The organism is Thermovibrio sp., assembly GCA_015488335.1.
In the GTDB taxonomy this organism is placed as follows: domain Bacteria; phylum Aquificota; class Aquificia; order Desulfurobacteriales; family Desulfurobacteriaceae; genus Balnearium.
The window spans coordinates 1-22,759 of record WFNZ01000068.1 but is presented as its reverse complement, the minus strand read 5'-3'; the positions used below and the strand labels follow the sequence as shown (position 1 = coordinate 22,759).

The window sequence follows — 22,759 nt, the reverse complement described above, 5'->3', positions numbered from 1 at the left end:
GGAATGTTTTTCAGCGATAAAGGGACTGCTTTTGCCGTTTTTGTTGTTTTAGTCCTAATCTCTATTGCCCTTTCTTGGATACCGGATGGATTATCAACTTTTCTGCCTTACGGAAAAGCAGGAAGTTTTTTGATGTTAGGCATCTCTTCTCTTATTCTAATTGGACTTTTCTTGTTTGCCGTTCGCCATACGTCTGAAGTAGAGTTTGATGTTTTTGAAGCTCCACCTGATAGAAAGAGAGTTTTGATTGTTTTCCGTAGTAAGTTGAATGAAAATGACTTAAATAATATTGAAAATATAGTTAAAGATTTGAGGAGTAGCAAGAAACTACCGGAAAACTTTGACTTTAACATTTTTAAAAGCTGGAGAATACCATATGAGGCTGTTAAGTGCCATCTACCGAGACTTGAAAAGCTTATTGTTATATCTTCTAAAAGCTCCTCACCGCAGTTTCCTCTATTTAAAGAACTTATGAACATCCTTTTTGACAAAAAATTAGAGATAGAAGATAGAACACTGGAAAGTTTTGAGGATGTGGGAAAAATTTTCAAAGAGATTAATTCTATTTATAAAACTTTAGAAAAAACAGAGAATAAAGGAAAAAGATGTGATTATTGACGTAACTGGAGGCCAGAAACCCACATCAATTGCTGGAGCCCTCATGACACTTTACTACGACAGAGAGTTTCAGTATGTTTCAACTCAGAACTACAAGGTTAAGTCTTACGACGTGAGGCCTATAAAAGATTGAGTAGGAAAACGGCTTTTGAGAGGTATTTTGAGAATAAGGAGTTTATCTGGAAGCCGGGGCTGGAGAGGATTAAAAGGGCTGTTGAGAAGTTTGGAGGAAAAGATTATCCATCTATAATTGTTGCAGGAACAAACGGTAAAGGTTCTGTTTCCCATCTAATCTCTGAGGCTCTGATTAAAGACGGCCTGAAGGTTGGACTGTTTACATCTCCACACCTCTTCAGGTTTAACGAGAGGATTAAGATTAACCTGAAAGAGGTTGAAACTAAGGAACTTGATGAAGCTTTTTATTCTGTTCTTCTTCTAATTGAAAGGTTTGAGCTTACTTACTTTGAATCTTCTCTTGTTTTAGCCCTTGAGATTTTTAAGAGGGAAAGGGTTGACGCTGCGGTTTTTGAGGTTGGGCTTGGTGGGAGGCTTGACGCTACAAATGTTTTAGACCACCAGCTGGCCGTTTTGACGAGCGTTTCTTTAGACCATACAAACTACTTAGGGAGCTCCCTTACCGAAATAGCCAAAGAGAAGGTAGAGGTTTTCAGAGGAGTCCCTCTTGGCGTTATGGGAGATGTGGAAAGAAGCGTTGTTGAAACGGTAAAGAGCGTTTTTGACGGGGAGCTCCACCTCTACGGCAGGGATTTCTGGGCAGACGAAATTTCGGTTTCTATTTCTGGAACATCCTTTTACTACATGGGCTCCGTTCCGCTGAAAACGACTCTGATTGGAGAGCACCAGGCTGTTAATACATCTGTTGCCGTTAGGGCTTCTCAGCTCCTTTTAGAGCAGTTTTTCGGAGAGCACTTTTTAATTCCTGCGGAGTTTACAGTTAAACTGCCTGGCAGGTTTGAGGTTTTAAAGGAAAACCCACCTGTAATCTTTGACGTTGCCCATAACGAGGGAGCTTTAAAAAAACTCTTTGAAACTGCTGAAAGACTTGGAATTTCGGGAGATGTTTACTACTCAGGCCTCAAAGATAAAGAGCAGGAGAAAAACATGAAAATCGTTTCTGAGTATTTGAAAAAAAGTAGGGGAACTCTATATCTTCTCCAGATTGAAAATGAGAGGGCTGAAAATGTTGGGAAATTGAGGGAAATTGCCGTTAAATCAGGAATAAAAAATATAGAGATTATTGACAGAGTAAAAGTTAAAGAACTGAAAAAGCCCTCTATCATTACAGGGTCCTTCTACATCGGAGGCCTTGTTGAAAGAAGTTGAGTTTAAGTGGAGGAGGGAAAAACCCGAAGACTTCATAGTTAAAGAGGTTTCTGAAATTCCTTTAGACTCTTCTGGGAATCATTACTTATATCTTCTTGCAAAGAGGAACTTAACCACGAAAGAAATTGCCAGAAAGCTAAACCTTTCCTATGCGGGAATGAAAGATAAAACAGCCTTAACGTTCCAAAAAGTTTCGTCAGACAGATTCTTGGGAGAATTTTTAAGGGAGAATATTGACAGTAAAAGCTGGTTCATTCTGAAGTTTTTAGGAAGAACAAAAAGGAAGCTGAAAATCGGCCAGCTGAAAGGAAACAAGTTTGCAGTTAACGTTTCAGGTTTTGAAGCTAAAGAGGTTCCGGCCTTTATAAATTACTACGACGTTCAGAGGATTTCAGGAAACTGGCAGAGAGGCAGGGAAATTCTTTTTAAACTTTTTGAAAAACCCAAGAGAAAGCTCAGCTGGACTCAAAACTTCCTGATAGATTCCTACCTCTCCTACCTTTGGAACCGGAGTTTGGAGTTCTACCTTAAGGAGAAATTCTCGGGCTACTACGTGGTAGATAGAGAAGAGAGGTTCTTAATTCCTGAAAGGGTTGATGTGGGGGAGCTCCCCAAGTTCTGGACAATTTTAGGCTACAAGAAAAAACTCCTTGATTCAGAGGAGTTTTACAGAAAAATTCTGGAGGAAGAGGGTTTCAGCTTAGAGGAACTTCTGGAGCTCCTGCGGTTTTTAAGGATAAAGGGAGACTACAGAATGACTTACGTAATTCCACGGAATGTTAAGAAAATTGGCATTTATCTCTTCTTCTTCCTGCCCAAAGGGAGCTTTGCTACTATGTTTTTAAAGCACGTTTTATCCTGAGGTTTCAGATGGAGAAACTGAAAGAGCTCATTTCTCCCTGTAAACTCTGCCCCAGAAATTGCTTAGCCAGGCGTTCTGAAGGAGAGGTCGGTTTCTGCAAAGTAACAGACAAGCCAATGGTTTCCTCTTTTGGGCCTCACTTTGGCGAAGAACCGGTTTTGGTAGGCTGGGGCGGTTCTGGAACAATCTTCTTCACGGGCTGCAACCTTGGGTGCGTCTTCTGTCAGAACTACCAGATTTCGCACCTAATGGAAGGAGAGTATATAACCGTTGAGGAGCTGGCAGACATAATGCTCTACCTTCAAAAGAAAAATTGCCACAATATAAATCTCGTTACTCCAACCCACCAAACTACTCAGATATTTGAGGCCGTTGAGATTGCAAAGAGAAAGGGTTTAACAGTTCCTATCGTTTACAACTGCGGAGGTTATGAAAGCGTTGAGGTTTTAAGGGAAATTGAAGGACTTGTTGACATTTACATGCCCGACATTAAAACCTTCAGCAGAGAGTTTGCCGCTAAATACCTGAAAGCCCCAGACTACCCGGAGATTGTTAAAGAGGCTGTTCTTGAGATGCAGAGGCAGGTGGGCTTTTTAAAAGTCAACGAGTTCGGCATTGCCGAGAAAGGGCTAATTGTTCGCCACCTTGTAATGCCAAACTGGACTGAAGACAGTAAAGAGATACTTAGATGGATTGCTGAGAATTTGGAGAAGGATACCTACGTAAATGTTATGGATCAGTATTACCCCTACTACAAGGCCTGTGACTATCCGGAGATTTGTAGAAGGATAACGGATAAAGAATTTAATACCGTTTATAATTATGCGAAAAGCCTTGGCTTGAGGCTTGCCATTTAGAGGATGAGATGAAAAAAGTGGTTGTCTGTGGACCTTACAATGCAGGGAAAACGTCTTTTGTCAGGAACGTTAACCGGCATGAATTTTTAGGAACGGAAGAGCCAGAACTGGATTTGGTTTCCCTTAAAGAGATCGGAACAACAACCACTGTAGGAGTTGAGGTTAACTTTTTAAAGTATGCCGGTAAAGAGGTTATGTTTGTGGGAGTTCCTGGCCAGCGAAGATTTGATTTTATCTGGGAAGTTGTGGGTGGTCGGTTCAACGGTATTCTGTTTCTCATTCCTTCTTTCTCAAATTTAAGGGAAGCAAAGTTTTACGTTGATCTATTTTCCCAGTTTGACTCTTATAAGGATGCTCTTAAACTTCTTGTGGTTACCTATCCCCAGAAAATGGACGAACACAAACTGTTTGTGTTTAAGTCTTTAGGCCTTCCGGTAAGGCTTCTTGATCCTACCGACGAGGAATCTGTTAGGAAACTTGCTGAGGAGGTTGCATCTAAGATTTGAGGAGAGGGAATGTTCTGGATTTTTGGAAAGAGAGAGGAGAAGGCTAGAAACTTAAGGGAGCTCCTTGAGAAAAAGAGCTCTGAAATTGAAACTTCAGCATGGATATCAACGGCTATCTTCACTTCCGACGGCCTTAAGATTTTCCTGAAGAAGAAGAATGAGAACTATGAAGTTGAGAAGATTTTCCCTTATGCCATAAAGCTCTTTCAAACAGCCCAGAAGTTCCACGATAAGGCCCATCCGGGTTTGAAAGTTGGCGGGTTTGAACCGCCAAGGCTCCTTTTCTACCAGATGGATACCCGGGAAGTAGTTTTTGTTATGAAGGGTTTTTCGGAAAAGCTCAGCTTTTTCCTCATCTACGTTGCAGACACTGAGCTCTCTCCGCACTTCTCAATAGACAGAACAGTGAAAAAACTCCACTCTTGGCTCTATAAAACTTCTAAGCTTGTTGATGAAATACTTTCAGAGAGAGAGGTGAGATGACTCTACAGGAGCTCCTTCTGAACCTCTTGGGGACCCATACCCGCCGAAAACTGAAGGTTGTTGCAAAGGAGTGGGAGGGGGAGCTCCTCATAAAAGGGGATGAAATAGTTATGGCGAAAGTTCACGACGGCGTGGAGCTTGCCGGAATGGATGCCCTTAGATTCATGTTTGATGACCAGAAAAGTATAGAACGGATAGAGTTTCAGCCTTACGAAAACGGTGAGTCAAACATCAAGGTTGATCAGATGGATCTCTTTACCCTGATTGAAGAGGGAGAGGAAACCTCTGAGTTTACCCCTGAAGAGGTAGCTTTAGAAGGGAGCCTTGACTTAGAAGAGAAAGTAGAGGCAAAACAGACCCCGGGAAAGTTCTTAGAAGTCTGTAAAAAGTATTTTCGTCTGGATAACTTAAAGTTAGTTTACTGTAAGGGAAACCTTGAGTTCTCCTCTTTAAGCTCTCCAGAAGAAGCTCTGAACCTTATAGATAACTTAGTTCAGAAAGTTAAGGACGAAGAACCCTGTGCTGTTCAGAAACTCCTTATCCGTTTTAGCAAGGTGTTCTGCCTTATTCTGATTTCAAACGGTAGATTCGGAGCCGTGGCTGTTGATGTGGATGAGTATCCAAATTACGAACTGGATCAGCCTTTCATAGATGGGGAGCTCTCCGAAGCTCTCTCTACCTGATCTTGAACTTTTATGATTAAGTTTTACAATAAAAGTTGAAGTTTATTGAAATCTAATTAATTGAGAGGTAGATAATGCGCGTAGCGGTTTTTGGCTTCGGCAGCCTTAACTACTACTTGAACAAACTGAACGTTCAGGAGAGGTTGGGAGGAGAGCCCCCTTACGGCGGTTCCGCCATGGCTCTGGAGTTTGCAAAAGCCGGTTACGACGTAACCCTTGCCGATCCCCACCTCAGCAAAGTTCCACAGGAAATACTGGGGAAACTGGAGTCTGCAGGTGTAAAACTTACGGAAAACGATATTGAGGCGGCAGAAGGTTCGGAAGTAGCTATTCTTTTTACCCCCTTCAGGAGCGGTATAACCTTCAAAGTGGCTGAAACAATCCTTCCCCACCTGAAAGAGGGGGCAGTTATCTGTACAACCTGTACTATGTCTATCTTGGTTCTTCACTCCTACCTTCAGGGAGCCGTCCTTACAGAGGGTAGGGAAGATGTGGGTTTTTCAACGATGCACCCGGCTGCTATTCCGGGAACGCCTCAGCACCAGCACTACCTTATTGCAACAAACGAGCTTTTAAGGAACCCGATTGTTACAGACGAGCAGGTTGAGAGGTTGAAAGAGCTTGCCGAGAAATCTGGAAAGAAGGCTTATCTCCTTCCGGCGGAGCTTGTTTCTCCTGTTGGGGATATGGGAATAGTGACAACGGCGATTGCCTTTACCGGAGCTCTGGAGTACTACAGGGTTGCAAGGGACGTTCTGAAAACAAAACGGTCAATGACCGAGTTTCAGGTTGCCCAAGCCCTTCAAGTCATAGCCAGCTTAGTGGCCAAGTACGGATTTGGAGGTCTGATAAAGCTGCTTAACGTTGATGCAATGAAAGACTCCCTCAAGTCAATGATTCTTGATAGGGAAGGGCAGCCGATGACCGTGAAGGCTTCGGAGCTCCTTGAAAAACTTGACGAGATAGCTCCTGAGCTCTTAGAGGAAGCAGAGAAGTTTGAACCTTCTGAGCCTATGTACCTTTCTGCTCCTTCCCCAATGCTTGTTGAGTATATGGAAGACCTGATAGGCGATGAAGCTTTGAAGGGTATACTTAGGGAGACCTGGAAGAAATTTTACTTTGGAGTTTCAGAGAGGCAGTAACTCTTCTTGGAGGTAAGAAATGGCGAGTAAGAGAGAAATGCTTGAGCAGATACTTTCAGACCTTGCAGATGCAATGGGTTCAGATATGCTGGGGGCTCTCATAGCAACCCCAGACGGCCAGGTAGTTGTTTCTATGATTATGAAGGGGCATTTAAGCGCAGAAAAGCTTGCCGCAATGGCTGCTGCTGTTGTGGGAACCTCAGACAGGCTCTCAAAGGTTATAGAAGCGGGAGAGTTCCAGGACGCCCTTATCAGGTGTTCTAAAGAGAACATTCTTTCCAGAAGGGCCGGCAGAAGAGCTATCCTGGTTTGCGTTATCAAGTCTGACGCCAACGTTGGTCTTCTGAATATAGAAGTTGAAGATGCTATTGAGAGAATCATCTCTGTTTTAGGCTCTTAGTTAGATGGTTGTTGAGATAACTTCAACGATTCACGTAAGTAACAGGTGTAGTTTAAAGAGGAAGTGTGCCTACTGTGGTTTTGCGGCAGGGAGCTCCCCTGCAGGCTACTATAAGAGCTTTGTTAAAACAGAAGATGAGATTTTAAAAGCAGCACTCTCTATGGAGTTTGCTGGAATAAAGCGTGTAAGCATTTCTGCAGGCTACGGGAACTTCTCTGCTGTTCTAAAGGCCGTTCAAATAGTAAAGGAGAAAACAGGTTTAGAGGTTCTTGTAAACGTTGGTGGAGATATAAATGAAGAAGAGTTGGAGCTCCTCAAATCGGCAGGAGTTGAAACTGTATGCTGCAACCTTGAAACTGTGAACAGAGAGCTCTTTGAAAGGTTGAAGCCCGACGACTCCTTTGAGAAAAGGCTAAAAGTCTGCGAACTCGTTAAAGAGTTCGGACTTAAGCTCTCAAGCGGTCTTCTTTTAGGAATAGGTGAAAGTGAAAAGGATAGAAAAGAACACATTAAACTCCTTAAAAGCCTTGAGGTTGATGAAGTTCCTGTTATGGGCTTCAGACCCTACCCTGGAACTCCAATGGAGAGTGTTCCCCCTGCACCTCTGACTCTTCAGCTTCGGGTGATAGAAAGAGTCAGGGAGGTTGTTGACTCCTGTAAAAGGATAACTGTTCCCTATCCAACGGTTGGGAAAGAGGGGGTAATTCCTGCCGTTAGGTCTGGAGCGAACAACGTTGCCACTGTAGTTCCTGAAAACTACCCCTTAACCGTTAAGGGAGTGGGCTCACCTCAGGTTGGTATTTTGGAGGAGCTCCTAAACCTTTTTGACTCCTTTGGAATAGAGACAAATGTGGAAAGAGAGAGACTTCCCCTTTAAGGAGGCGTATCTTCAGTCCCTTTCCGGAGAAAGGAAAGGAGACAGGCCGGAAGAGGTTGAGTATTTAAGGCGTTATCTGAAAAGTTCTAAATGGGGAATTATAACAGATAACCCTTTGAAGTTCAAGATTTTTAAAAATACCCTTTCAATTTTCGGAATTGATAGAGTTGTTCAGCTGAATGTTCCCACAGATGCATTTGACCTTCTCCAGATGCCTGCCCTAGGGAAAGCACTTGCGGGAAGTAAGATTTCAGATTGTGAGCTTTTGCTGGCAAGGGGAAGGTTGGGTTTGCCGGGTTCTGGAGCTCTCACTGTTCTTGTTAACTCCTGCGGAGACATTGTTTCTGCCGTTACCTCTCCGCCCCACGTGGTTCATGGCTTTTCTCTTGAGACAGCCCTTTTCCTTGATACGTTTCGTCTCCTTTCAAGGTTGGGTTTAAAGCCGCTTCACAAAGGGATAACCGAAAAGACGAAAACGGTTTACTCAGCCTATACCCTTCTTGACGTTGCAAGAAAAATCTCTGAAAGGAAGGCTGAACCCCTTAAAAGATTTAAGGGAGAGAAGCTCTTAATCGTTGGAGGATACTTAAACGGTTTCTTCATCGGGGAGTTCCTGAAAGGGAATTTTAGGGAAGTTTACCTCTACGACGTTGAGCAAACTGTTTTAGAGCTCTCTCCCTTTCCCGTTCCAGATAAAAATGTTGAGTTTGACCTGATACTTGACCTTACCGGGTTTGGAGGAGCTCCCGCCGTTTCCGGGAACGTTGCCGGCTTTAAGGGAAAAGTTGTTGTTTCAGAAGACCCTTCCGGCAGTGGGAAGTTTAAAACGGAAAAGAGGCCTGACTACTTTTTGAAACTTAAAGGGGAAAAAGGTAAAACCTCTGGAACTATGACCCTTACTGTAAATACCGTTCGGGAAATCTCCAGAGAAGTTGAGGAGTTTGAGGGAGTTCTTTACGCTATACCAAACCTTTTCTTTGCAGAATCTCTCCTGTTTGGGTTAAAGAGCGGCAGAGCTTTTTTAGACGTTATGGAGTTTCCAGCTTTAACGGTCTCTGTGAAAAGAGGAGGAGTTTTCCACATTAAAGAAAAGCTGAAGGAACTATTAGACGAGAAAGTTCAGGAGATTGAGTTTGAGCTGGAGAGAGTTTGAAACTACCGTAAGAAGCATTGTTCCCGAAAGGTTCAGTTTGAAGGGGGATTTCTACGGCTGGATAGGGGATAAAAGGCCATCTTCCGTTAGAAAAGTGGCTTTAACCCTTGACGTTTTCCGGGATTCAGACTTTTCCCCTTACGATGTCGTAATCTCCCACCATAAACCCCCGTTTATTCCAGACTTTCCCGCCTTTGTCGTTCACTCAGCACTTGATAGGGTAGACTGGGGTTGCCACTTCTCACTTGCCAGAGCTCTCGGCCTGAAAAGAGTGGAGTTTCTGAAAGAGAGGAACGGCTGTATAGGAAGTTTTGAAGGTTCTGAAAGGAAGCTCCTCTTTAAAATTTCTGAGGCTTTAAAGGTTAAACACATCAGGTTTTACCTTACAGGAAGGGTAGAGAAGGTTGCCGTTTTCAGCGGTTGCGGTCTAAACTACCCTCAGTTTCTTGAGTCTGCACTGGAATTCGGAGCTGATGTTTTCATCTCAGGAGACCTTACTCACCATACGGCCTGTTTCCTGAGAAGTAAAGGTGTAGGGTTTATAGACGCAGGCCACGGGGGAACGGAGCTCCCCGGTCTTAAAGAATTTGCTCTCCGGCTAAGAGACTACTTTGAGGTGGGTTTTGTAGATGGTGGAGACTTCTGTAATCACCTTTGCCTCTGCTGAGTGTTTTACCCACGGCCTTATTGGAGTGGAAGTTCACAGGCTTTCGGCTCCTTACGTTCCTGGCCGTCTACCCGTTTCCGTTGTGGCTTCCCTTTTCCTGCCCGGGGTTTTTGCTGTAAGGGAGCTCCTTGGAGTTTCACTTCCGTCTCCCATCTGTGAGGTTAACGGAGTTAAGATTTACGACGAGGAAGGAAACGTCAACGTTGTGAGAGCTCTGAGTAGAGTTTTAAAAGAGAAACTGAAAGTAGATATTGCTCTATCTTCAAGTGCTGGAATAGGAAGAGGTGTAATCGCAGTTCTCTTTAAAGATTCAGAGTTCCTCATAAAGACAGAAATCTCCCTCTCAAATTTCCCAGATGCTCCTTACGAGCTGATTGAGAAAAGGAAGAGGGAAGGAGTTGAGAAGGCTGTTGATTGTTTAAAGACCTTTTTAGAAGGAAGAGATCCCCCAGACTTTGTAGAGGTAGTTAATGGATAAGGTTTCTGAGCTTGAGAGGAGACTTAACCCTTTTGGAACACTTGTTCTTTTAGGAGCCGGAAGGCTCGGTGGAAGATTTCTCAGTAGAGCTGTTCAGGTTCACAGAGGTGGCTTTCTGGAGATTCTCCTCTTTGACGGCGGAACAGTTGAAGAAAACGACTACTTCCACATTCAGTTGGGGGCAGAGCCGGGGGAAAACAAAGCACTTTTCTTTGAAAAGCTCTACACGGTTCCCGGATACAGGGAGGTAAAGGGTTTTCCCTATAACTTTACAGAGGAGCATTTAAAGGTTCTTGAAAGGGCTTCTGTTGTTGTTTCAACGATAGCCGGCGGAAACACGTTACCTCTGATTAAGAAGGTTGCTCAGTTCACGGCTGAAAAAGGGATTCCTTTTATCACAACAAACGGGGTTTTCGGTTTTGGGGATGAGGAGATACTGATTTTTGAAGGGATAGAGAAAGTTACTTCTGGGCCTGCACTCTTTCTGAAGGAGATGGGGTTTCCGGGTTCTGAAAATATCGTATTTGTTGGCACGGGAAAACTTATAAGGGATGGGCTTCCCATATCTCCGGTTATCCTTGATAAGGTTGCAGACGTCATGCTTACAGTTTCTCTGAAAAAACTTTATGGGAGAAGAGATGAAAAACTTAATAAAAACCGTTCTTGAAGGAAATACAGATGCAAGGTTTGAGCTGATAGAAGAAGGCAGGAAAAGTCCGGGGGAGCTCCTTTCTGCCCTCAAAGAGCTTGACGACAGAGAGCTTTGCCGTTTAGGTCAGCTCTTTAAGGAGTTTCCCTTCGGCTGTGATATCAACGAAATCCTTGTTGACGTTGCCGGCTCCGGTCAGAGCCTTGATGAGATAAAGGGCGGAGTTAGAATCCTTGACAGGTTAGGTTTTCCCGTTCACGTCTGCTCTTACGCTGTTGCCGATGTTGCAGAGAGGCTGGGGAAAACCCCCTACCAGCTACTTGAGGAGCTCCGCCAGCTTACAGACATGCCCATTGATGCAGATCACTTTGGGCGATTCGGCCCAATGAGATATCCAGAAGAGATAGTTAAGTGTCCTGCCGACTGTTACAGAAGTGGTAATCCTTTCAACGGCTGCCCGCGGGGAAGAATCCACAGGCGGTTAATTGAAAAGGAGATGGCCTTTGCCGATGAGGTGGAGCTCTGGCCTAAGGCCGTTCAGTCAATAAGCGTCAGTTTTATGTCCTTCCAAAAAGAGACTTCCCACTCTGCCGACGTTGACGAGACCCTCTATGTTGTGAACTTTGCCAAGGAAAGGGGAAAGGGCGTTGGGGCGATAATCTGCGTTGGAGACGGAGAAGATGAACTTGTTAGAGGAGTGGAGGCCTGCCTGAAATACGGTATAGATGAGATAGTTTTAGAAGGTGGTCCTTACAACTGCGCTCCAGACAGGAGAAGAGCTTTTGGAGAGGGGATTGTTCTACTCAGAATTGTAGCTCCCGGTAAGGTTGTTGCAACAAACGGCCAGTATGAGGATGAGCTCGTCTTCGGTCTTGAGTGTGGACTTAACAGTGTTATAAGCGGTTTTCCAGGAAATCACCACGCCTACATGTCGGGCTACAAGCCGGGAGAGGCCTCTGTTAATAAGTTCGGCCTTCCAAAAGTGTGGGAGATTATGGCTGAAACGGTAAAAGACTCCTACTTCCCCGTTCCTGCCGATAGGGAAACGGCAATTATTATTGCAAAGTCTGGCAAGTTTCTGGGACAGGAAAACGTCTATCCCGTTGGAAAAGTAGGAAAACAGTTTATAGGAGACGCCCACTGGTTTTTACTCCTAAATTCTCCTCTATCTGAGAAACTTAACCTGAAACTTACACTTGAAGAACTGATAGATACCGTTGCCAGTAAAAATGTAAAAACTGTTGGCCTTATAGGGGGAAGGTTCCTTGCGTGGGGAATAGCCAGAGCTCTCTCTCCCTTTGTTGAGAAGTTTTACGTAAGCGATAAGGACTTAAGAGTTGAAAGGATAACCGTTGATTATCTCTCTAAACACCTTCCAGCTGAGTTCGTTGGTTGCGGTGGGGACGATGAACTCTGTATAAGGGAGGTGGAGCTCCCCGTTGTTTGCTCGTTCATTCCTGCCCTCAACAGGAAGTTTGAAGGGACGGGAGCTCTCACCCTCGCTTAACTCTTTAGAAAAGGTCACTCAGTATAGACTGGACGGGAGACTCCTCGTAAAGGAGATCAACGCCGCACTTGAGGTTTTCTAAGAAATCAAGGGCGTCTTTAACGTGCTCTTCGGGGATAATAGAGCCGTGCTGGGGAACGATGGCCTTTATGGGGAAAGGCTTTATCTTCTCTACAAAATACCTGAGAGCTCTGTTTGAGGCCATGTAGTAGACGTGGAAATACATCATCTCCGTTTTGTGCCTCTCCCAGTCTGAGACGATGAGCTCCCACTTCTGCTGAATTGCTGCAAAGATGTCTCCAGAAAATAGCAGTTTTGCCCTTGAGTCGTAGGTTACAAAGGCGTCGGGAAAGTGGAGGAACGGAGAGCTGAGGAAGAGGAGAACGCTTCCATCTTTCAGCTCCAGCATCGTATCGTCCAACGGGCTAACATCTAACCACTTAGCGCTGTTCCTATCAAAGCCGTAGTAGGGAAGCAGAACTTTTGTTCTGGGGGTTGTAACTATTGTTATTTCCGGGTTTACTTCAAGCCATTTGGGAATTGAGCCGGCAACGTCAGGGTCCTGGTGGTGTGAGACTATATAGTTGACCTCTTTTGGGTTTATCAGCTGAGAAACCCTCTCTTTCACCTGTTCAAAGTGCTGAATACCCCCCGGGTCAATTAAAACGTTTGTATTTCCAGATGAAACGAGGTAGGCGTTGCACCGGAAGATGAAGTTTTCGGAGCTCCCCACCCATGCAACCCTGTGTCCTTCATCTTCGTACAGGATTACAGGTCTGTTTAGATCAAAGTTCCCCGACTTAAGTTCTTCTATCTTAAGTCCCATTCTTTTCTCCGTTTAAGCGGTTTTCATGGAGAGTTCCCTGACGTATTCCTGAAGTTTAAACCTTGTAAACCCTAAATTCGCTTCACTTTTGAGAATTGCCGCCTGAAACAGCTCCTCGTTGTAGAAAAGGCGGACAAGTATGAAAAGCTCCGTTGTGCTCATAAGTATCTCTTTAGGAAGACCAACAGAGAGCTCCCCCAAATTCCTGTATGTTTCAAGGTACTCCTTAACAATGTTCTTGATGTTTTCCTCTATTTTGTCTGTTTCTTCACCAAATTTGTCAATCACCTCTCCGTTGAACTTACAGGCAAGGTAGCCTACTATAAAAGGAATTTCCTCTTTTGCTCTGACCGATACAGGCATGACAGCCTCCGGGAAAGGGTTATGGGTTAGCATATTTTGAAAAGAGTTTCATTAAAGGAGTTTAATACAATGGAGATAAAAAGGGAAGTCATTTTGGCTCCCATGGCCGGCTATACCCATTCGGCCTTCAGGCGTTTATGTAGGGAGCTTGGAGCAGATAGGGTTTACTCAGAGCTCATGAACGCAACGGGAATAATCCACAGGGGAGAGGAGATAGAGCTTGCCTACTTTACAGATTCAGAAAGGCCTATACACCTTCAGCTCTACGGAAGAAACCCTGAAGAGATTGCTCAAGCTGCCGTTAAAATGGTTGAAAAGTATAGCCCCGAAGCGATAGACATAAACTTCGGCTGTTCCGTTAAAAAAGTTCTAAAAGCAAAGGCTGCCGGGTATCTTCTCCAGTTTCCAAAAGAGATGGGAAGAATAGTTGAGGAAACCGTTAAAGCCCTAAAGCCCTACAACACTCCGGTAACTGCAAAGATAAGGCTGGGCTTTTACGAAGATACCCTTGAGGAGATTGCAGAGAACCTTTTAAAAGCCGGCGTTTTGGCCATTGCCCTCCATCCACGAACTGCAAAACAGGGATTTTCCGGAAGTGCAGACTGGGAAAGGGTAAAAGACTTAAAGAAACTGGCTGGAGATGTTCCCGTTATAGGAAGCGGAGATATAAGAAACTGGAGGGAGATAGACCGGAAGTTTGAGGAAACAGACTGCGACGGAGTGATGATAGGCCGGGCTGCCGTTTCACACCCGTGGATATTTAAAGAGTACAAAGAAAAAAGAGACTACAACCCATCTGTTCCTGAAAGGATTGACTTTGTTTTGAGGGAGCTATCCCTAATGTGGGAGTTCTTCCCGAAGGAGAAGGCCTGCAAGGCGATAAAAGCTCAGATAAGCCAGATTTTTAAAGGAATAAGAGGAAAGGCTAAGCTCAACGACGCCGTTATGAGGAGTAAGAGCTGCACGGAACTCCTTGAAAGCCTCAACAGAATAAAGCTGGAATACTCGGAGAATAGGGAATAGTTTAATAACCGATAGAGTTTTAGAGGTTCTTCTTGAAGTCTGAAATAGTCCTTCCCAACAGGGTTCCTGCCATAGAGCCGGTAGTTGAGTTTGTTCGGAGCTGGGGTTTAAAGGCCGGCTTAACCCCTGAAAAGGCCGATGAACTTGCTCTCTGTGCCGACGAGGTAATAACAGACGTTGTCCGGTTTGCATTTCCACCTAACGAGGAGCACTTCTTTGTTGTCTCTGTTGAGATAAGGCCTTCCGAGGTTGAACTTGTTTTAAGGGAGCTTGGAGAACCCTTTGACCCAGACGCCCATCCGTACAACAGAGAACGGGCACTGAAAGAGGGAAAGTTTGAAGGGGCTGGAATTGAAATTATAAAACACCTGTCAGACAACTTCCTCTTTCTAAACAAGGGAAGGGCTGGAAAGGAGTTCAGAATTGTAAAGAGAGATCCGGCAAAACACATAACGGAGCTCCTTCCCGAAAGCCGGTTGACCGAAGAGCCGACGGCAACTGAAAACTACGTTCTTAAGCCCGTTTCACCTGAGGATGCAGAAGACATCTCCCGACTCATCTACAGAACCTACCGCTACACCTACCCTAAAGAAGACCTCTACTATCCTGAAAGGGTTAGAGCTTACATAGAGAGGGGAGAGAAGTTTGGCGTAATAGTGAGAACCGAAGAGGGAGAGCCTGTAGGCTACTTTGCAGTTATCGTGAAGCCCGATTCTTCCATAGGCGAAGTGGGAGAGGCAGTTGTCTCTCCGGCTCATAGAGGAAAGGGGATAATGAAAAGAATGATGGCCTCTCTTATAGAGATGGCAAAAGAGAGAGGACTTTTAGGCCTTTACGGAGAGGCCATAACCGTTCACACGATAAGCCAGAGGGTCAACGCAAAGTTCGGTTTCTCCTCAACGGCACTGCTCCTTGGAACCTTCCCTTCTGCAAGGATTGTTGGAATTGAGAGCAACTACGGTCAAAGGATTTCAGTAGTTATTGACTTTCTGCACCTGATAGAGAGAAAGAAAGAGGTTTTCTACGCTCCGGTCAGGTATAGGAAAATTCTAAAGGATATATACAGAGGCCCTGGAATTGAGGCAAAAGCCGGCAGGGGAAGGGTAGGGGAGCTCCCCTCTGTTTCAAAACTTTCCTTGAACGTGAACTCCTCTCTCGGAACGGCAGAAATAGTTGTTAAGAAGGCCGGGAAAGATCTGATTGACAGGATAGTGAAAAAGAGGAACAGGCTCTTTGAAAAAGGAATAGAAGTTGTTTATTTAGATTTTCCACTCTTTAGGCCGGAGACAAAGGAGATTCCAGACCTTAAACCTCACGGTTTTGTCTTTGCAGGCCTTGTTCCCCTGTTTCACAAAGCCAAAGACTATTTAAGGTTTCAGTCTGTTAAGGGAATCTACGACATGTCAAAGATTAAAGTTTACTCAGACCTTGCAAAGAGAATTAAAAGGATAGTTGGGAGGGAGCTCCGTGAGGTGGGAAAGAGAAAAGGGTAGGTTAAAGGTGGAGCTCCTCGGCGATTTCAACTACGAAAGGGTTTTAAAGCTGAAGGAACTCCTCAAAGAAGATGAAGAACTGATTGTTGACCTTAAAAACTGCCGGTTTGTTGACACAGAAGCTGTTGACTTCCTCTACAACTTAAAACTTAAAGGGAAAAAATATCAGCTATTAAACCGGCCGGAGCTCCTTGAGAAAGTCTGCAAAATCCTCGGTGTAGAAGTCTAACTTTCGTAATTTCTCCTTTTTAAAAGAAACTCCAAAAATAACCCTTCCACTTTTTAGGGCATTTCAACAAAAAACTCAGAACCGTCAAAACGGTTCTGAAGAAGTTAATGGTTGCAATCCCTTCCACTTTTTAGGGCATTTCAACATAGAGGATACCGACCTACTCGCGAAATTCATTCCCACTCCCAAGTCGCAATCCCTTCCACTTTTTAGGGCATTTCAACACAGCAGAAAATTTAAATCCTTAGAAATCAACAGTCTCAGAGGCTGAAGTTTTCATAAAAAACTAAAATACTTTGGGTTTCAAAGATTAGCTCAATACAGGCTTCAAGCCTTTGTAAATCAAGGTGCTATTCATTGGCAATTAAGCATAACCTAATAAGCCCTTTCTATCAAACCCTATTCAGTTTTCAAAGAGCGTAGTTTAATTTTATCAAATCGGATTAGGAATTAACCCCTTTACAACGGCAGAACCTTCTGCTAAATTTCCCATTGCCTTTTGCCACCGGTGAAACGAAATTGGAGGTAGAGATGCCTATAGACAAAGACGTTGTTCAGGAGATCGTTAAGAAGTACGGTTTCCACGAGAAGGACACAGGCTCACCTGAAGTTCAGATTGCCATTTTAACAGAGAGGATTAAGAACCTTACAGAGCACTTTAAAGAGCACAAGCACGACAACTACAACAAGAGGGCTCTCCAGAGACTTGTTGGTAGAAGGAAGAAGCTCCTTAAGTACCTGAGGGAGAAAGACTTTAACAGGTATCAGAACATAGTTCTCAAACTGGGTCTCAGGAAGTAAGTTCGGGGGGGAGCTCCCCCCATTTATAGTTTCCTTAAATTTCAATTTCTGCCGATTCTATCCTGCTTCTCTTTCATTGTTGAAAGGTTCTTATCAAGATCTCTAAAGAGCTGTTCTTCTTTTGATGTTGTAGACTGTATCTGGTATTTAACTTTACTCTCATCTCTCCTAAAATGGCGGAATGCTTTTTCTAACTCGTCTTTCTTAATTCCTACGATGTCTGCTATCTGGCTTATTGAAAGGTTGGTTTTCTCTAAAAGGGATTTTGCTATTCGGAGCTTCTCTTCTTTTACTGCTCTGCTTGTCATCTGTCTCATGGCAAAGTAGTAGCTTTCTCCGTTGAAACACTTGCCTTTCTTCCCCATTAATGCCTCCTTGAAACAGATGCTTCTAATCTTAAATATATTTTAAAAGAAACTCCGTAGTCTCTCGTGATGCTGTGTGCTATTATCCGTCAATAAATTGAAGGGTGAAAAACAAAATAGTTGGAGGTTAAGTATGTCAATTTCAGAAGTTGCTGTAGAGGTTGGCGGCCGGCCTATGCGGTTTCAGACCGGAAAAGTTGCAAAACAGGCCGACGGAGCCGTTGTTGTCTCTCAGGGCGATACTATGGTTCTTGTTACTGCCGTTATGAGCGATGAACCCAGGGAAGATATAGACTTCTTCCCTCTTTTGGTTGAGTATAGAGAGAGAGCTTACGCCGCAGGTAAAATTCCCGGTGGTTTTATTAAAAGAGAAGGGAAGCCTACAGATGAGGAAGTTTTAAAGGCAAGGGTAACAGACCGTTCAATCAGACCTATCTTCCCAAAAGGTTTTAAAAACGACGTTCAGGTTATTGCCTTTGTGATATCTGCCGACCAAGAGAACGACCCGGCAGTCCTTGCAATCAACGGAGCTTCAGCGGCTCTCCACATCTCAAGGATTCCCTTTGAAAAGCCCGTTGGAGCTGTGAGGGTTGCAAGGGTTGACGGAAAGCTGGTTATCAACCCCTCCTACGAAGAACAGCATAGGGCCGATATAAACCTTATTGTTTCAGGAACTGAAGATGCCGTTGTAATGGTTGAGGGCGGAGCAAAAGAGGTTCCTGAAGAGGAAGTCCTTGACGCAATTTTGTTTGCCCATGAAGAGATTAAGAAGATTGTTAAGGCTCAGGAGGAGCTCCGTAACCTTGCAGGAAAGCCCAAGTATGAGTTCATAGCTCCCTCTTTAAGTGAAGAGGCCAAAGAGAAAATTAAGAAGTGGGTCTTTGAGAGGATTGAGCCCATCATCACAATTCCCGATAAACATGAAAGGCGCGAGAAGCTGAGGGAGCTCCGTGAGCTCATGTTCATAGAGCTCAACATTCCTGAAGAGGAGCACCACCTTGCCAAAGAGGCCTTTGCAGAGGCTGAGAAGGAGTTTGTAAGAAAGATGGTTCTTGAGAGGGGCGTAAGGATAGACGGGAGGAAGCCCGACGAGATAAGGTCTATCTCAATAGAGGTTGGCGTTCTTCCAAGGGCTCACGGTTCTGCCCTCTTTACAAGGGGTCAAACTCAGGCACTTGTTACAACAACCCTTGGAACTCCTGAGGAGTATCAGTTGGTTGAGGGCTTAATGCCCGAAGAACAGAAAAGGTTTATGCTTCACTACAACTTCCCGCCCTTCTGCGTTGGAGAAATTGCTCCCATGAGAGGCCCCGGAAGGAGGGAGATTGGACACGGAGCTCTGGCAGAAAGAGCGCTTGCTCCCGTTATTCCTCCTGAAGAGGAGTTCCCTTACGTTATAAGAGTCGTTTCTGACATCCTTGAATCCAACGGTTCCTCATCTATGGCAACAGTCTGCGGTGGTTCCCTCTCCCTCATGGACGCTGGTGTTCCTATAAAGGCTCAGGTTGCCGGTATTGCAATGGGTCTCATTATGGAGGGAGACAGGTTTGTAGTCCTTTCAGACATTTTAGGAGACGAAGACCACCTTGGAGATATGGACTTTAAAGTAGCCGGAACCAGGAAAGGCGTAACGGCAATACAGATGGACTTGAAGGTTAAGGGAATCAGCAGAGATGTTCTTTCAAAGGCCTTAGAACAGGCAAGACAGGGAAGGCTCTACATCCTTGATAAGATGGACGCCGTAATCAGCAAGCCGAGGGAAGAGGTTTCCCCATATGCTCCAAGAATTGTTACAACCCACATAGAGCCTGAGAAAACAAGAGATTTAATTGGCCCCGGTGGTAAAACGATTAAGACCATAATAGATAAAGCCGGAGTTAAGATAACCATCAAGGAAGACGGAACAGTTCTTGTTTCTGCTCCAAGTGAGGAGGCTGCTGCTCAAGCCCTCAAGATGATAGAGGACGTTACAAAAGACCTTGAGGTTGGAAACACCTACCTTGGAAAAGTAACAAGGGTTGAGAACTACGGAGCCTTTGTTGAACTTGCCCCCGGTAAGATAGGGCTTGTTCACATCTCTAAGCTTCCACCTGAAATAAGGGAGAACATCTTTGAGAACATTAAAGTTTCAGACGTTATCCCTGTAAAAATCGTTGAGTTTGACCAGCTTGGAAGGCCTAAGCTCAGCCGTATAGATGTCACTCCAGAAGAGGAAGAGAAACTCCGTCAGCAGGGTGGTTTCTACTCTCAGCCAGAGGGGGAAAATGAGTAGCTGGGCACTTGGCTGGATTTACGGCAGGGGCAACGTAGTTGAGTTTGAGGAGAGGTTTTTAGACGTTGCCCTTAAGCTCTATCAGTTTTTAGGCGGGAAGTTAGAGAGGATAAACAGTAAAACCTTCAGGCTTACGTTAGATTCTGCTCTGCCTAAACCAGCAGTTAACATAGATTTTGTAAGGGGGCTCTTTGAGTCAAACGGCGTTTGGGGTAACAGGAGTCTCTTTATTCCTGCTCCGGAAAGCATTAGAGATGAACTCAGGGAGTTTCTGAAACCATTTTCTCCAAAAGAGACAGAAGAGGGCTTTTTTGTTGTGGGAGCTCCCGCCGACCTCCTCCTCCACCTCTTCTACGACGAGGAGACGGAAGAGCGTTCAGAGTTTTACTTTGAGAAGTTCCTGAGCTACTTAACCGGCGGAGAGTGGGAGAGAAAGGCGTTCAGGTTCTCTTTAGAAGAGGGAGCTCTCCCACCGTTTAAAAAAAGAATTTCAGACAGTGGTTTTGACCTCTACCTGATTAAGCTCTTAAAAGTTGACGGAAATGTCTACTTCTTTGACACCGGCGTAAGGGTAGCTCCTCCGCCGGGGTTTTACTTTGACCTTGTTCCAAGGTCTTCCATTTACAAAAGCGGTTTTGTCCTTGCAAACTCTGTTGGAATAATAGACATGACCTACAGGGGAACAATAAAAGTTCCTCTTGTTAAGGTTAACCCGGAAAAGGAAGTGCCGGAGCTCCCCTGGAGGGCCGTTCAGCTCATACCCCGCCGTTTTTACCCGTTGGAAGCGAAAGAAGTTGAAAACTTAGAGGAAACAGTTAGAGGAGAAGGAGGTTTCGGCAGCACCGGTTAGGAGGAATTCTTGATACCGATAAAAGACCTCAACCCCAGCCGTTCAACGCCTGTTGTAACCATCCTCATAATAGTTGCCTGCACGCTCATTTTTACCTACGAAGCTCTCCTCCCTCCAAGCTACAGAGAGATTTTCATAAGGATGTTTGCCGTTATACCTTATGAGGTAATGAGCGGAACCGATGTTCCCCCTCCCGACCCTTTAACTCCCTACGGTAATCTGGTTTCCTACCAGTATCTCCACGGTGGACTTCTTCATATCTTCGGTAATATGCTCTTCCTCTGGGTTTTTGGGGACAACGTAGAAGACAGATTGGGAAAAGTTAAGTACTTCCTCTTCTATACATTCTGCGGGATTGTTGCAGCTCTCATTCAATCAGTTGTTTCTCCAAACTCAACAATTCCCCTTATTGGGGCTTCGGGGGCTATAAGCGGCGTTTTAGGAGCCTATGCGGTTCTCTTCCCGCGGGCTCAAATAGTAACGTTAATCTTTATCTTCTTCTTTGTTGACGTTATTGTTCTTCCTGCACTTCTCTGGATAGGAATCTGGTTCCTTATACAGTTTATAAGTGCTCTTATCTCCATCAACCACCTGTCAATGGGCGGTGTTGCCTGGTTCGCCCATATAGGAGGGTTCCTTACTGGGGTTTTATTGACCAGACTATTTTTCGTAGGTGGAAGAGAGGGAAAACTTTTAACTTAGTTCCTTACGTTTTCAGACTGTAGCGTTATAATAGGTTAAAGTGGCTATTCTGTTGACAAAAGTTTGCAACTATTAATAATTTTAGATTTGAACTGGAACTTGGAGGTTGGCCTTGGAAAGGAATAAGGAGAAACTCTTCATCTTTGATACCACCTTAAGAGACGGTGAGCAGACGCCGGGAGTTAACTTAACTATAGATGAGAAAGTTCAGATAGCAAAGCAGCTTGAACGCCTTGGAGTTGACGTTATTGAGGCCGGTTTTGCTATAAGCTCTCCGGCCGACTTTGAAGCGATAAAGCGTATAGCGAAAGAAGTTAAGAACTCTACAGTCTGTTCGCTTGCAAGGGCTAAAGAGGAAGATATAAGAACTGCCTGGGAAGCACTTAAAGGGGGGAACAGGGTAAGAATTCACACCTTCATAGCAACTTCAGACATCCACCTTCAGTATAAGCTGAAAATGAGCCGTGATGAGGCCTTAAAGAGGGCCGTTTGGGCAGTTAAGTTTGCAAGGGAAGTTATGGGAGAGAAGGCTGAAGTTGAGTTCTCCGCTGAAGATGCCGGCAGAACAGATCTTAAATACCTGTGTGAGATAGTTGAAGCTGTTATAGAGGCCGGAGCAGATGTTGTAAACATTCCAGATACCGTTGGTTACGCTGTTCCCGATGAGTGGTATGAGAGGATAAGCTACATTATGGAGAACGTGAAAAACGTTGATAAAACAATTATCAGCGTTCACTGCCACAACGATTTGGGCCTTGCAACTGCCAATTCACTTATGGCCGTTATGGCAGGGGCAAGGCAGGTTGAGTGCACTATAAACGGCCTTGGAGAGAGGGCCGGAAATGCTGCCCTTGAAGAGATAGTGATGGCTGTTAAGGTTCGTTCAGATCACTTTCCTGTTTATACCGGTATAGATACAACTCAGATTTACAGAACTTCCCAGCTTGTCAGCAGGTTAACAGGAGTGCTTATCTCTAAAACAAAGCCAATTGTTGGAGATAATGCCTTTGCCCACGAGTCCGGAATTCACCAGCACGGTGTTCTTGCCTGCCGTGAGACTTACGAGATAATGAAACCTGAGGATATAGGACTGAAAGAGTCTAAGATTGTTTTAGGGAAGCACTCAGGAAGGCACGCCTTCAGGAAGAAGCTTGAAGAGATGGGAGTTGAGCTTACAGAGGAGCAGTTTGAGGAGGCCTTCAGGAAGTTTAAGGAGCTTGCTTCACGGAAGAAGGAGATCTACGACGTTGACATAGAGCTCCTCATTGAGGGGCTTGAAGGAGCGAAAGAGAGAAACTATGAGCTCCTTTACAATCAGGCTGTTAGCGGTGAGGGAATTATCCCTTCCGCAACTGTAAAAATTAAGACTCCTGAAGGGGAGAGGCTTGGGCTTGCTGTTGGAAACGGTCCTGTTGATGCAACCTACAGAGCTATAAAGAACGCCCTTGGTGTGGGAGATGAGGTTAACTTGAGAGACTTTAAAATAAGAGCTTTAACCGCTGGAACAGATGCTCAGGCAGAGGTTTACGTTACGTTGGAAGGCGATGGATTTAGAGTCAGTGGTAGAGGAGTTGATCCTGACATAGTTAGGGCTTCAGCCCTTGCGTTC

General features: G+C 44.7%; 27 protein-coding genes. 24 read left to right on the top strand and 3 right to left on the bottom strand.

Going from position 1 to position 22,759, the window contains the following annotated elements:
- The 16 genes from F8H35_RS08620 to hmdC form a co-directional block, all read left to right on the top strand.
- The coding region (locus F8H35_RS08620; protein WP_472573135.1) for a hypothetical protein at positions 1-618 on the top strand (618 nt) is incomplete at its 5' end.
- The gene (locus F8H35_RS08615; RefSeq protein ID WP_472573134.1) at positions 608-751 is read left to right on the top strand and encodes a hypothetical protein; all 144 of its coding nucleotides are present in this window, start codon (positions 608-610) and stop codon (positions 749-751) included. The genes F8H35_RS08620 and F8H35_RS08615, both read left to right, overlap by 11 nt.
- Positions 748-1,962, top strand: a complete 1,215-nt coding sequence (locus tag F8H35_RS08610) for a bifunctional folylpolyglutamate synthase/dihydrofolate synthase (RefSeq protein WP_472573133.1) — start codon at positions 748-750, stop codon at positions 1,960-1,962. Before F8H35_RS08615 ends, F8H35_RS08610 begins: the two co-directional genes overlap by 4 nt.
- A complete protein-coding gene (gene truD / locus F8H35_RS08605; protein ID WP_472573132.1) occupies positions 1,949-2,824 on the top strand; it encodes a tRNA pseudouridine(13) synthase TruD in 876 nt (291 codons plus the stop codon). The genes F8H35_RS08610 and truD overlap by 14 nt, the downstream gene beginning before the upstream one ends.
- Before the next feature lie 8 nt (positions 2,825-2,832).
- Complete coding sequence (locus F8H35_RS08600; RefSeq protein ID WP_472573131.1) at positions 2,833-3,681, top strand: radical SAM protein; 849 nt, start codon at positions 2,833-2,835, stop codon at positions 3,679-3,681.
- An 8-nt stretch (positions 3,682-3,689) separates the two neighbouring features.
- The gene (locus F8H35_RS08595; RefSeq protein WP_472573130.1) at positions 3,690-4,187 is read left to right on the top strand and encodes a hypothetical protein; all 498 of its coding nucleotides are present in this window, start codon (positions 3,690-3,692) and stop codon (positions 4,185-4,187) included.
- Positions 4,188-4,196: 9 nt separating this feature from the next.
- Positions 4,197-4,670 (top strand): hypothetical protein, encoded by a 474-nt coding sequence (locus F8H35_RS08590; RefSeq protein ID WP_472573129.1) that lies wholly within the window; start codon positions 4,197-4,199, stop codon positions 4,668-4,670.
- Positions 4,667-5,353 carry a hypothetical protein gene (locus tag F8H35_RS08585; RefSeq protein WP_472573128.1) on the top strand — a complete coding sequence of 229 codons (687 nt, stop codon included), beginning with the start codon at positions 4,667-4,669 and terminating at the stop codon, positions 5,351-5,353. The genes F8H35_RS08590 and F8H35_RS08585 overlap by 4 nt, the downstream gene beginning before the upstream one ends.
- Before the next feature lie 74 nt (positions 5,354-5,427).
- Positions 5,428-6,495, top strand: coding sequence for a H(2)-dependent methylenetetrahydromethanopterin dehydrogenase-related protein (locus F8H35_RS08580; protein ID WP_472573127.1), 1,068 nt, complete (start codon positions 5,428-5,430; stop codon positions 6,493-6,495).
- Between the two features lie 19 nt (positions 6,496-6,514).
- Positions 6,515-6,895, top strand: coding sequence for a roadblock/LC7 domain-containing protein (locus tag F8H35_RS08575; protein ID WP_472573126.1), 381 nt, complete (start codon positions 6,515-6,517; stop codon positions 6,893-6,895).
- 4 nt (positions 6,896-6,899) lie between these two features.
- On the top strand, positions 6,900-7,772 hold the full coding sequence (hmdB, locus tag F8H35_RS08570; RefSeq protein ID WP_472573125.1) for a 5,10-methenyltetrahydromethanopterin hydrogenase cofactor biosynthesis protein HmdB: 873 nt from the start codon (positions 6,900-6,902) through the stop codon (positions 7,770-7,772).
- The gene (locus tag F8H35_RS08565; RefSeq protein WP_472573124.1) at positions 7,744-8,925 is read left to right on the top strand and encodes a FeGP cofactor biosynthesis guanylyltransferase HcgB family protein; all 1,182 of its coding nucleotides are present in this window, start codon (positions 7,744-7,746) and stop codon (positions 8,923-8,925) included. Before hmdB ends, F8H35_RS08565 begins: the two co-directional genes overlap by 29 nt.
- A complete protein-coding gene (locus tag F8H35_RS08560; RefSeq protein WP_472573123.1) occupies positions 8,906-9,592 on the top strand; it encodes a Nif3-like dinuclear metal center hexameric protein in 687 nt (228 codons plus the stop codon). Before F8H35_RS08565 ends, F8H35_RS08560 begins: the two co-directional genes overlap by 20 nt.
- On the top strand, positions 9,555-10,070 hold the full coding sequence (locus tag F8H35_RS08555) for a FeGP cofactor biosynthesis protein HcgF family protein (protein WP_472573122.1): 516 nt from the start codon (positions 9,555-9,557) through the stop codon (positions 10,068-10,070). The genes F8H35_RS08560 and F8H35_RS08555 overlap by 38 nt, the downstream gene beginning before the upstream one ends.
- Positions 10,063-10,737 carry a hypothetical protein gene (locus tag F8H35_RS08550; RefSeq protein ID WP_472573121.1) on the top strand — a complete coding sequence of 225 codons (675 nt, stop codon included), beginning with the start codon at positions 10,063-10,065 and terminating at the stop codon, positions 10,735-10,737. The genes F8H35_RS08555 and F8H35_RS08550 overlap by 8 nt, the downstream gene beginning before the upstream one ends.
- The gene (gene hmdC, locus F8H35_RS08545; protein ID WP_472573120.1) at positions 10,709-12,226 is read left to right on the top strand and encodes a 5,10-methenyltetrahydromethanopterin hydrogenase cofactor biosynthesis protein HmdC; all 1,518 of its coding nucleotides are present in this window, start codon (positions 10,709-10,711) and stop codon (positions 12,224-12,226) included. The genes F8H35_RS08550 and hmdC overlap by 29 nt, the downstream gene beginning before the upstream one ends.
- Positions 12,227-12,230: 4 nt before the next feature.
- Here the strand turns inward: hmdC and F8H35_RS08540 are convergent, their stop codons facing one another.
- Both F8H35_RS08540 and F8H35_RS08535 read right to left on the bottom strand, forming a co-directional pair.
- Positions 12,231-13,052, bottom strand: a complete 822-nt coding sequence (locus tag F8H35_RS08540) for an oxygen-binding di-iron domain-containing protein (protein WP_472573119.1) — start codon at positions 13,050-13,052, stop codon at positions 12,231-12,233.
- A gap of 12 nt (positions 13,053-13,064) precedes the next feature.
- Complete coding sequence (locus F8H35_RS08535; protein WP_472573118.1) at positions 13,065-13,415, bottom strand: hypothetical protein; 351 nt, start codon at positions 13,413-13,415, stop codon at positions 13,065-13,067.
- A gap of 69 nt (positions 13,416-13,484) precedes the next feature.
- Here F8H35_RS08535 and F8H35_RS08530 point away from each other — a divergent pair, with 69 nt between their 5' ends.
- From F8H35_RS08530 to rpsO, 4 genes are all read left to right on the top strand, one after another.
- Positions 13,485-14,438 carry a tRNA dihydrouridine synthase gene (locus F8H35_RS08530; RefSeq protein WP_472573117.1) on the top strand — a complete coding sequence of 318 codons (954 nt, stop codon included), beginning with the start codon at positions 13,485-13,487 and terminating at the stop codon, positions 14,436-14,438.
- A 32-nt stretch (positions 14,439-14,470) separates the two neighbouring features.
- Positions 14,471-15,931 carry a GNAT family N-acetyltransferase gene (locus F8H35_RS08525; RefSeq protein ID WP_472573116.1) on the top strand — a complete coding sequence of 487 codons (1,461 nt, stop codon included), beginning with the start codon at positions 14,471-14,473 and terminating at the stop codon, positions 15,929-15,931.
- Positions 15,906-16,160, top strand: coding sequence for a hypothetical protein (locus tag F8H35_RS08520; RefSeq protein WP_472573115.1), 255 nt, complete (start codon positions 15,906-15,908; stop codon positions 16,158-16,160). The genes F8H35_RS08525 and F8H35_RS08520 overlap by 26 nt, the downstream gene beginning before the upstream one ends.
- A gap of 531 nt (positions 16,161-16,691) precedes the next feature.
- Entirely contained in the window at positions 16,692-16,961 is a 270-nt protein-coding gene (gene rpsO, locus F8H35_RS08515; RefSeq protein ID WP_472569280.1) for a 30S ribosomal protein S15, read from the top strand.
- A gap of 41 nt (positions 16,962-17,002) precedes the next feature.
- Here the strand turns inward: rpsO and F8H35_RS08510 are convergent, their stop codons facing one another.
- Positions 17,003-17,326, bottom strand: a complete 324-nt coding sequence (locus tag F8H35_RS08510; RefSeq protein ID WP_472573114.1) for a hypothetical protein — start codon at positions 17,324-17,326, stop codon at positions 17,003-17,005.
- A gap of 133 nt (positions 17,327-17,459) precedes the next feature.
- Here F8H35_RS08510 and F8H35_RS08505 point away from each other — a divergent pair, with 133 nt between their 5' ends.
- The 4 genes from F8H35_RS08505 to F8H35_RS08490 form a co-directional block, all read left to right on the top strand.
- Positions 17,460-19,598 (top strand): polyribonucleotide nucleotidyltransferase, encoded by a 2,139-nt coding sequence (locus tag F8H35_RS08505; protein WP_472573113.1) that lies wholly within the window; start codon positions 17,460-17,462, stop codon positions 19,596-19,598.
- Positions 19,591-20,448, top strand: coding sequence for a dUTP diphosphatase (locus F8H35_RS08500; RefSeq protein WP_472573112.1), 858 nt, complete (start codon positions 19,591-19,593; stop codon positions 20,446-20,448). The genes F8H35_RS08505 and F8H35_RS08500 overlap by 8 nt, the downstream gene beginning before the upstream one ends.
- A gap of 9 nt (positions 20,449-20,457) precedes the next feature.
- Positions 20,458-21,150 (top strand): rhomboid family intramembrane serine protease, encoded by a 693-nt coding sequence (locus F8H35_RS08495; RefSeq protein WP_472573111.1) that lies wholly within the window; start codon positions 20,458-20,460, stop codon positions 21,148-21,150.
- 112 nt (positions 21,151-21,262) lie between these two features.
- A partial coding sequence (locus F8H35_RS08490; RefSeq protein ID WP_472573110.1) for a 2-isopropylmalate synthase occupies positions 21,263-22,759 on the top strand: 1,497 nt, incomplete at its 3' end.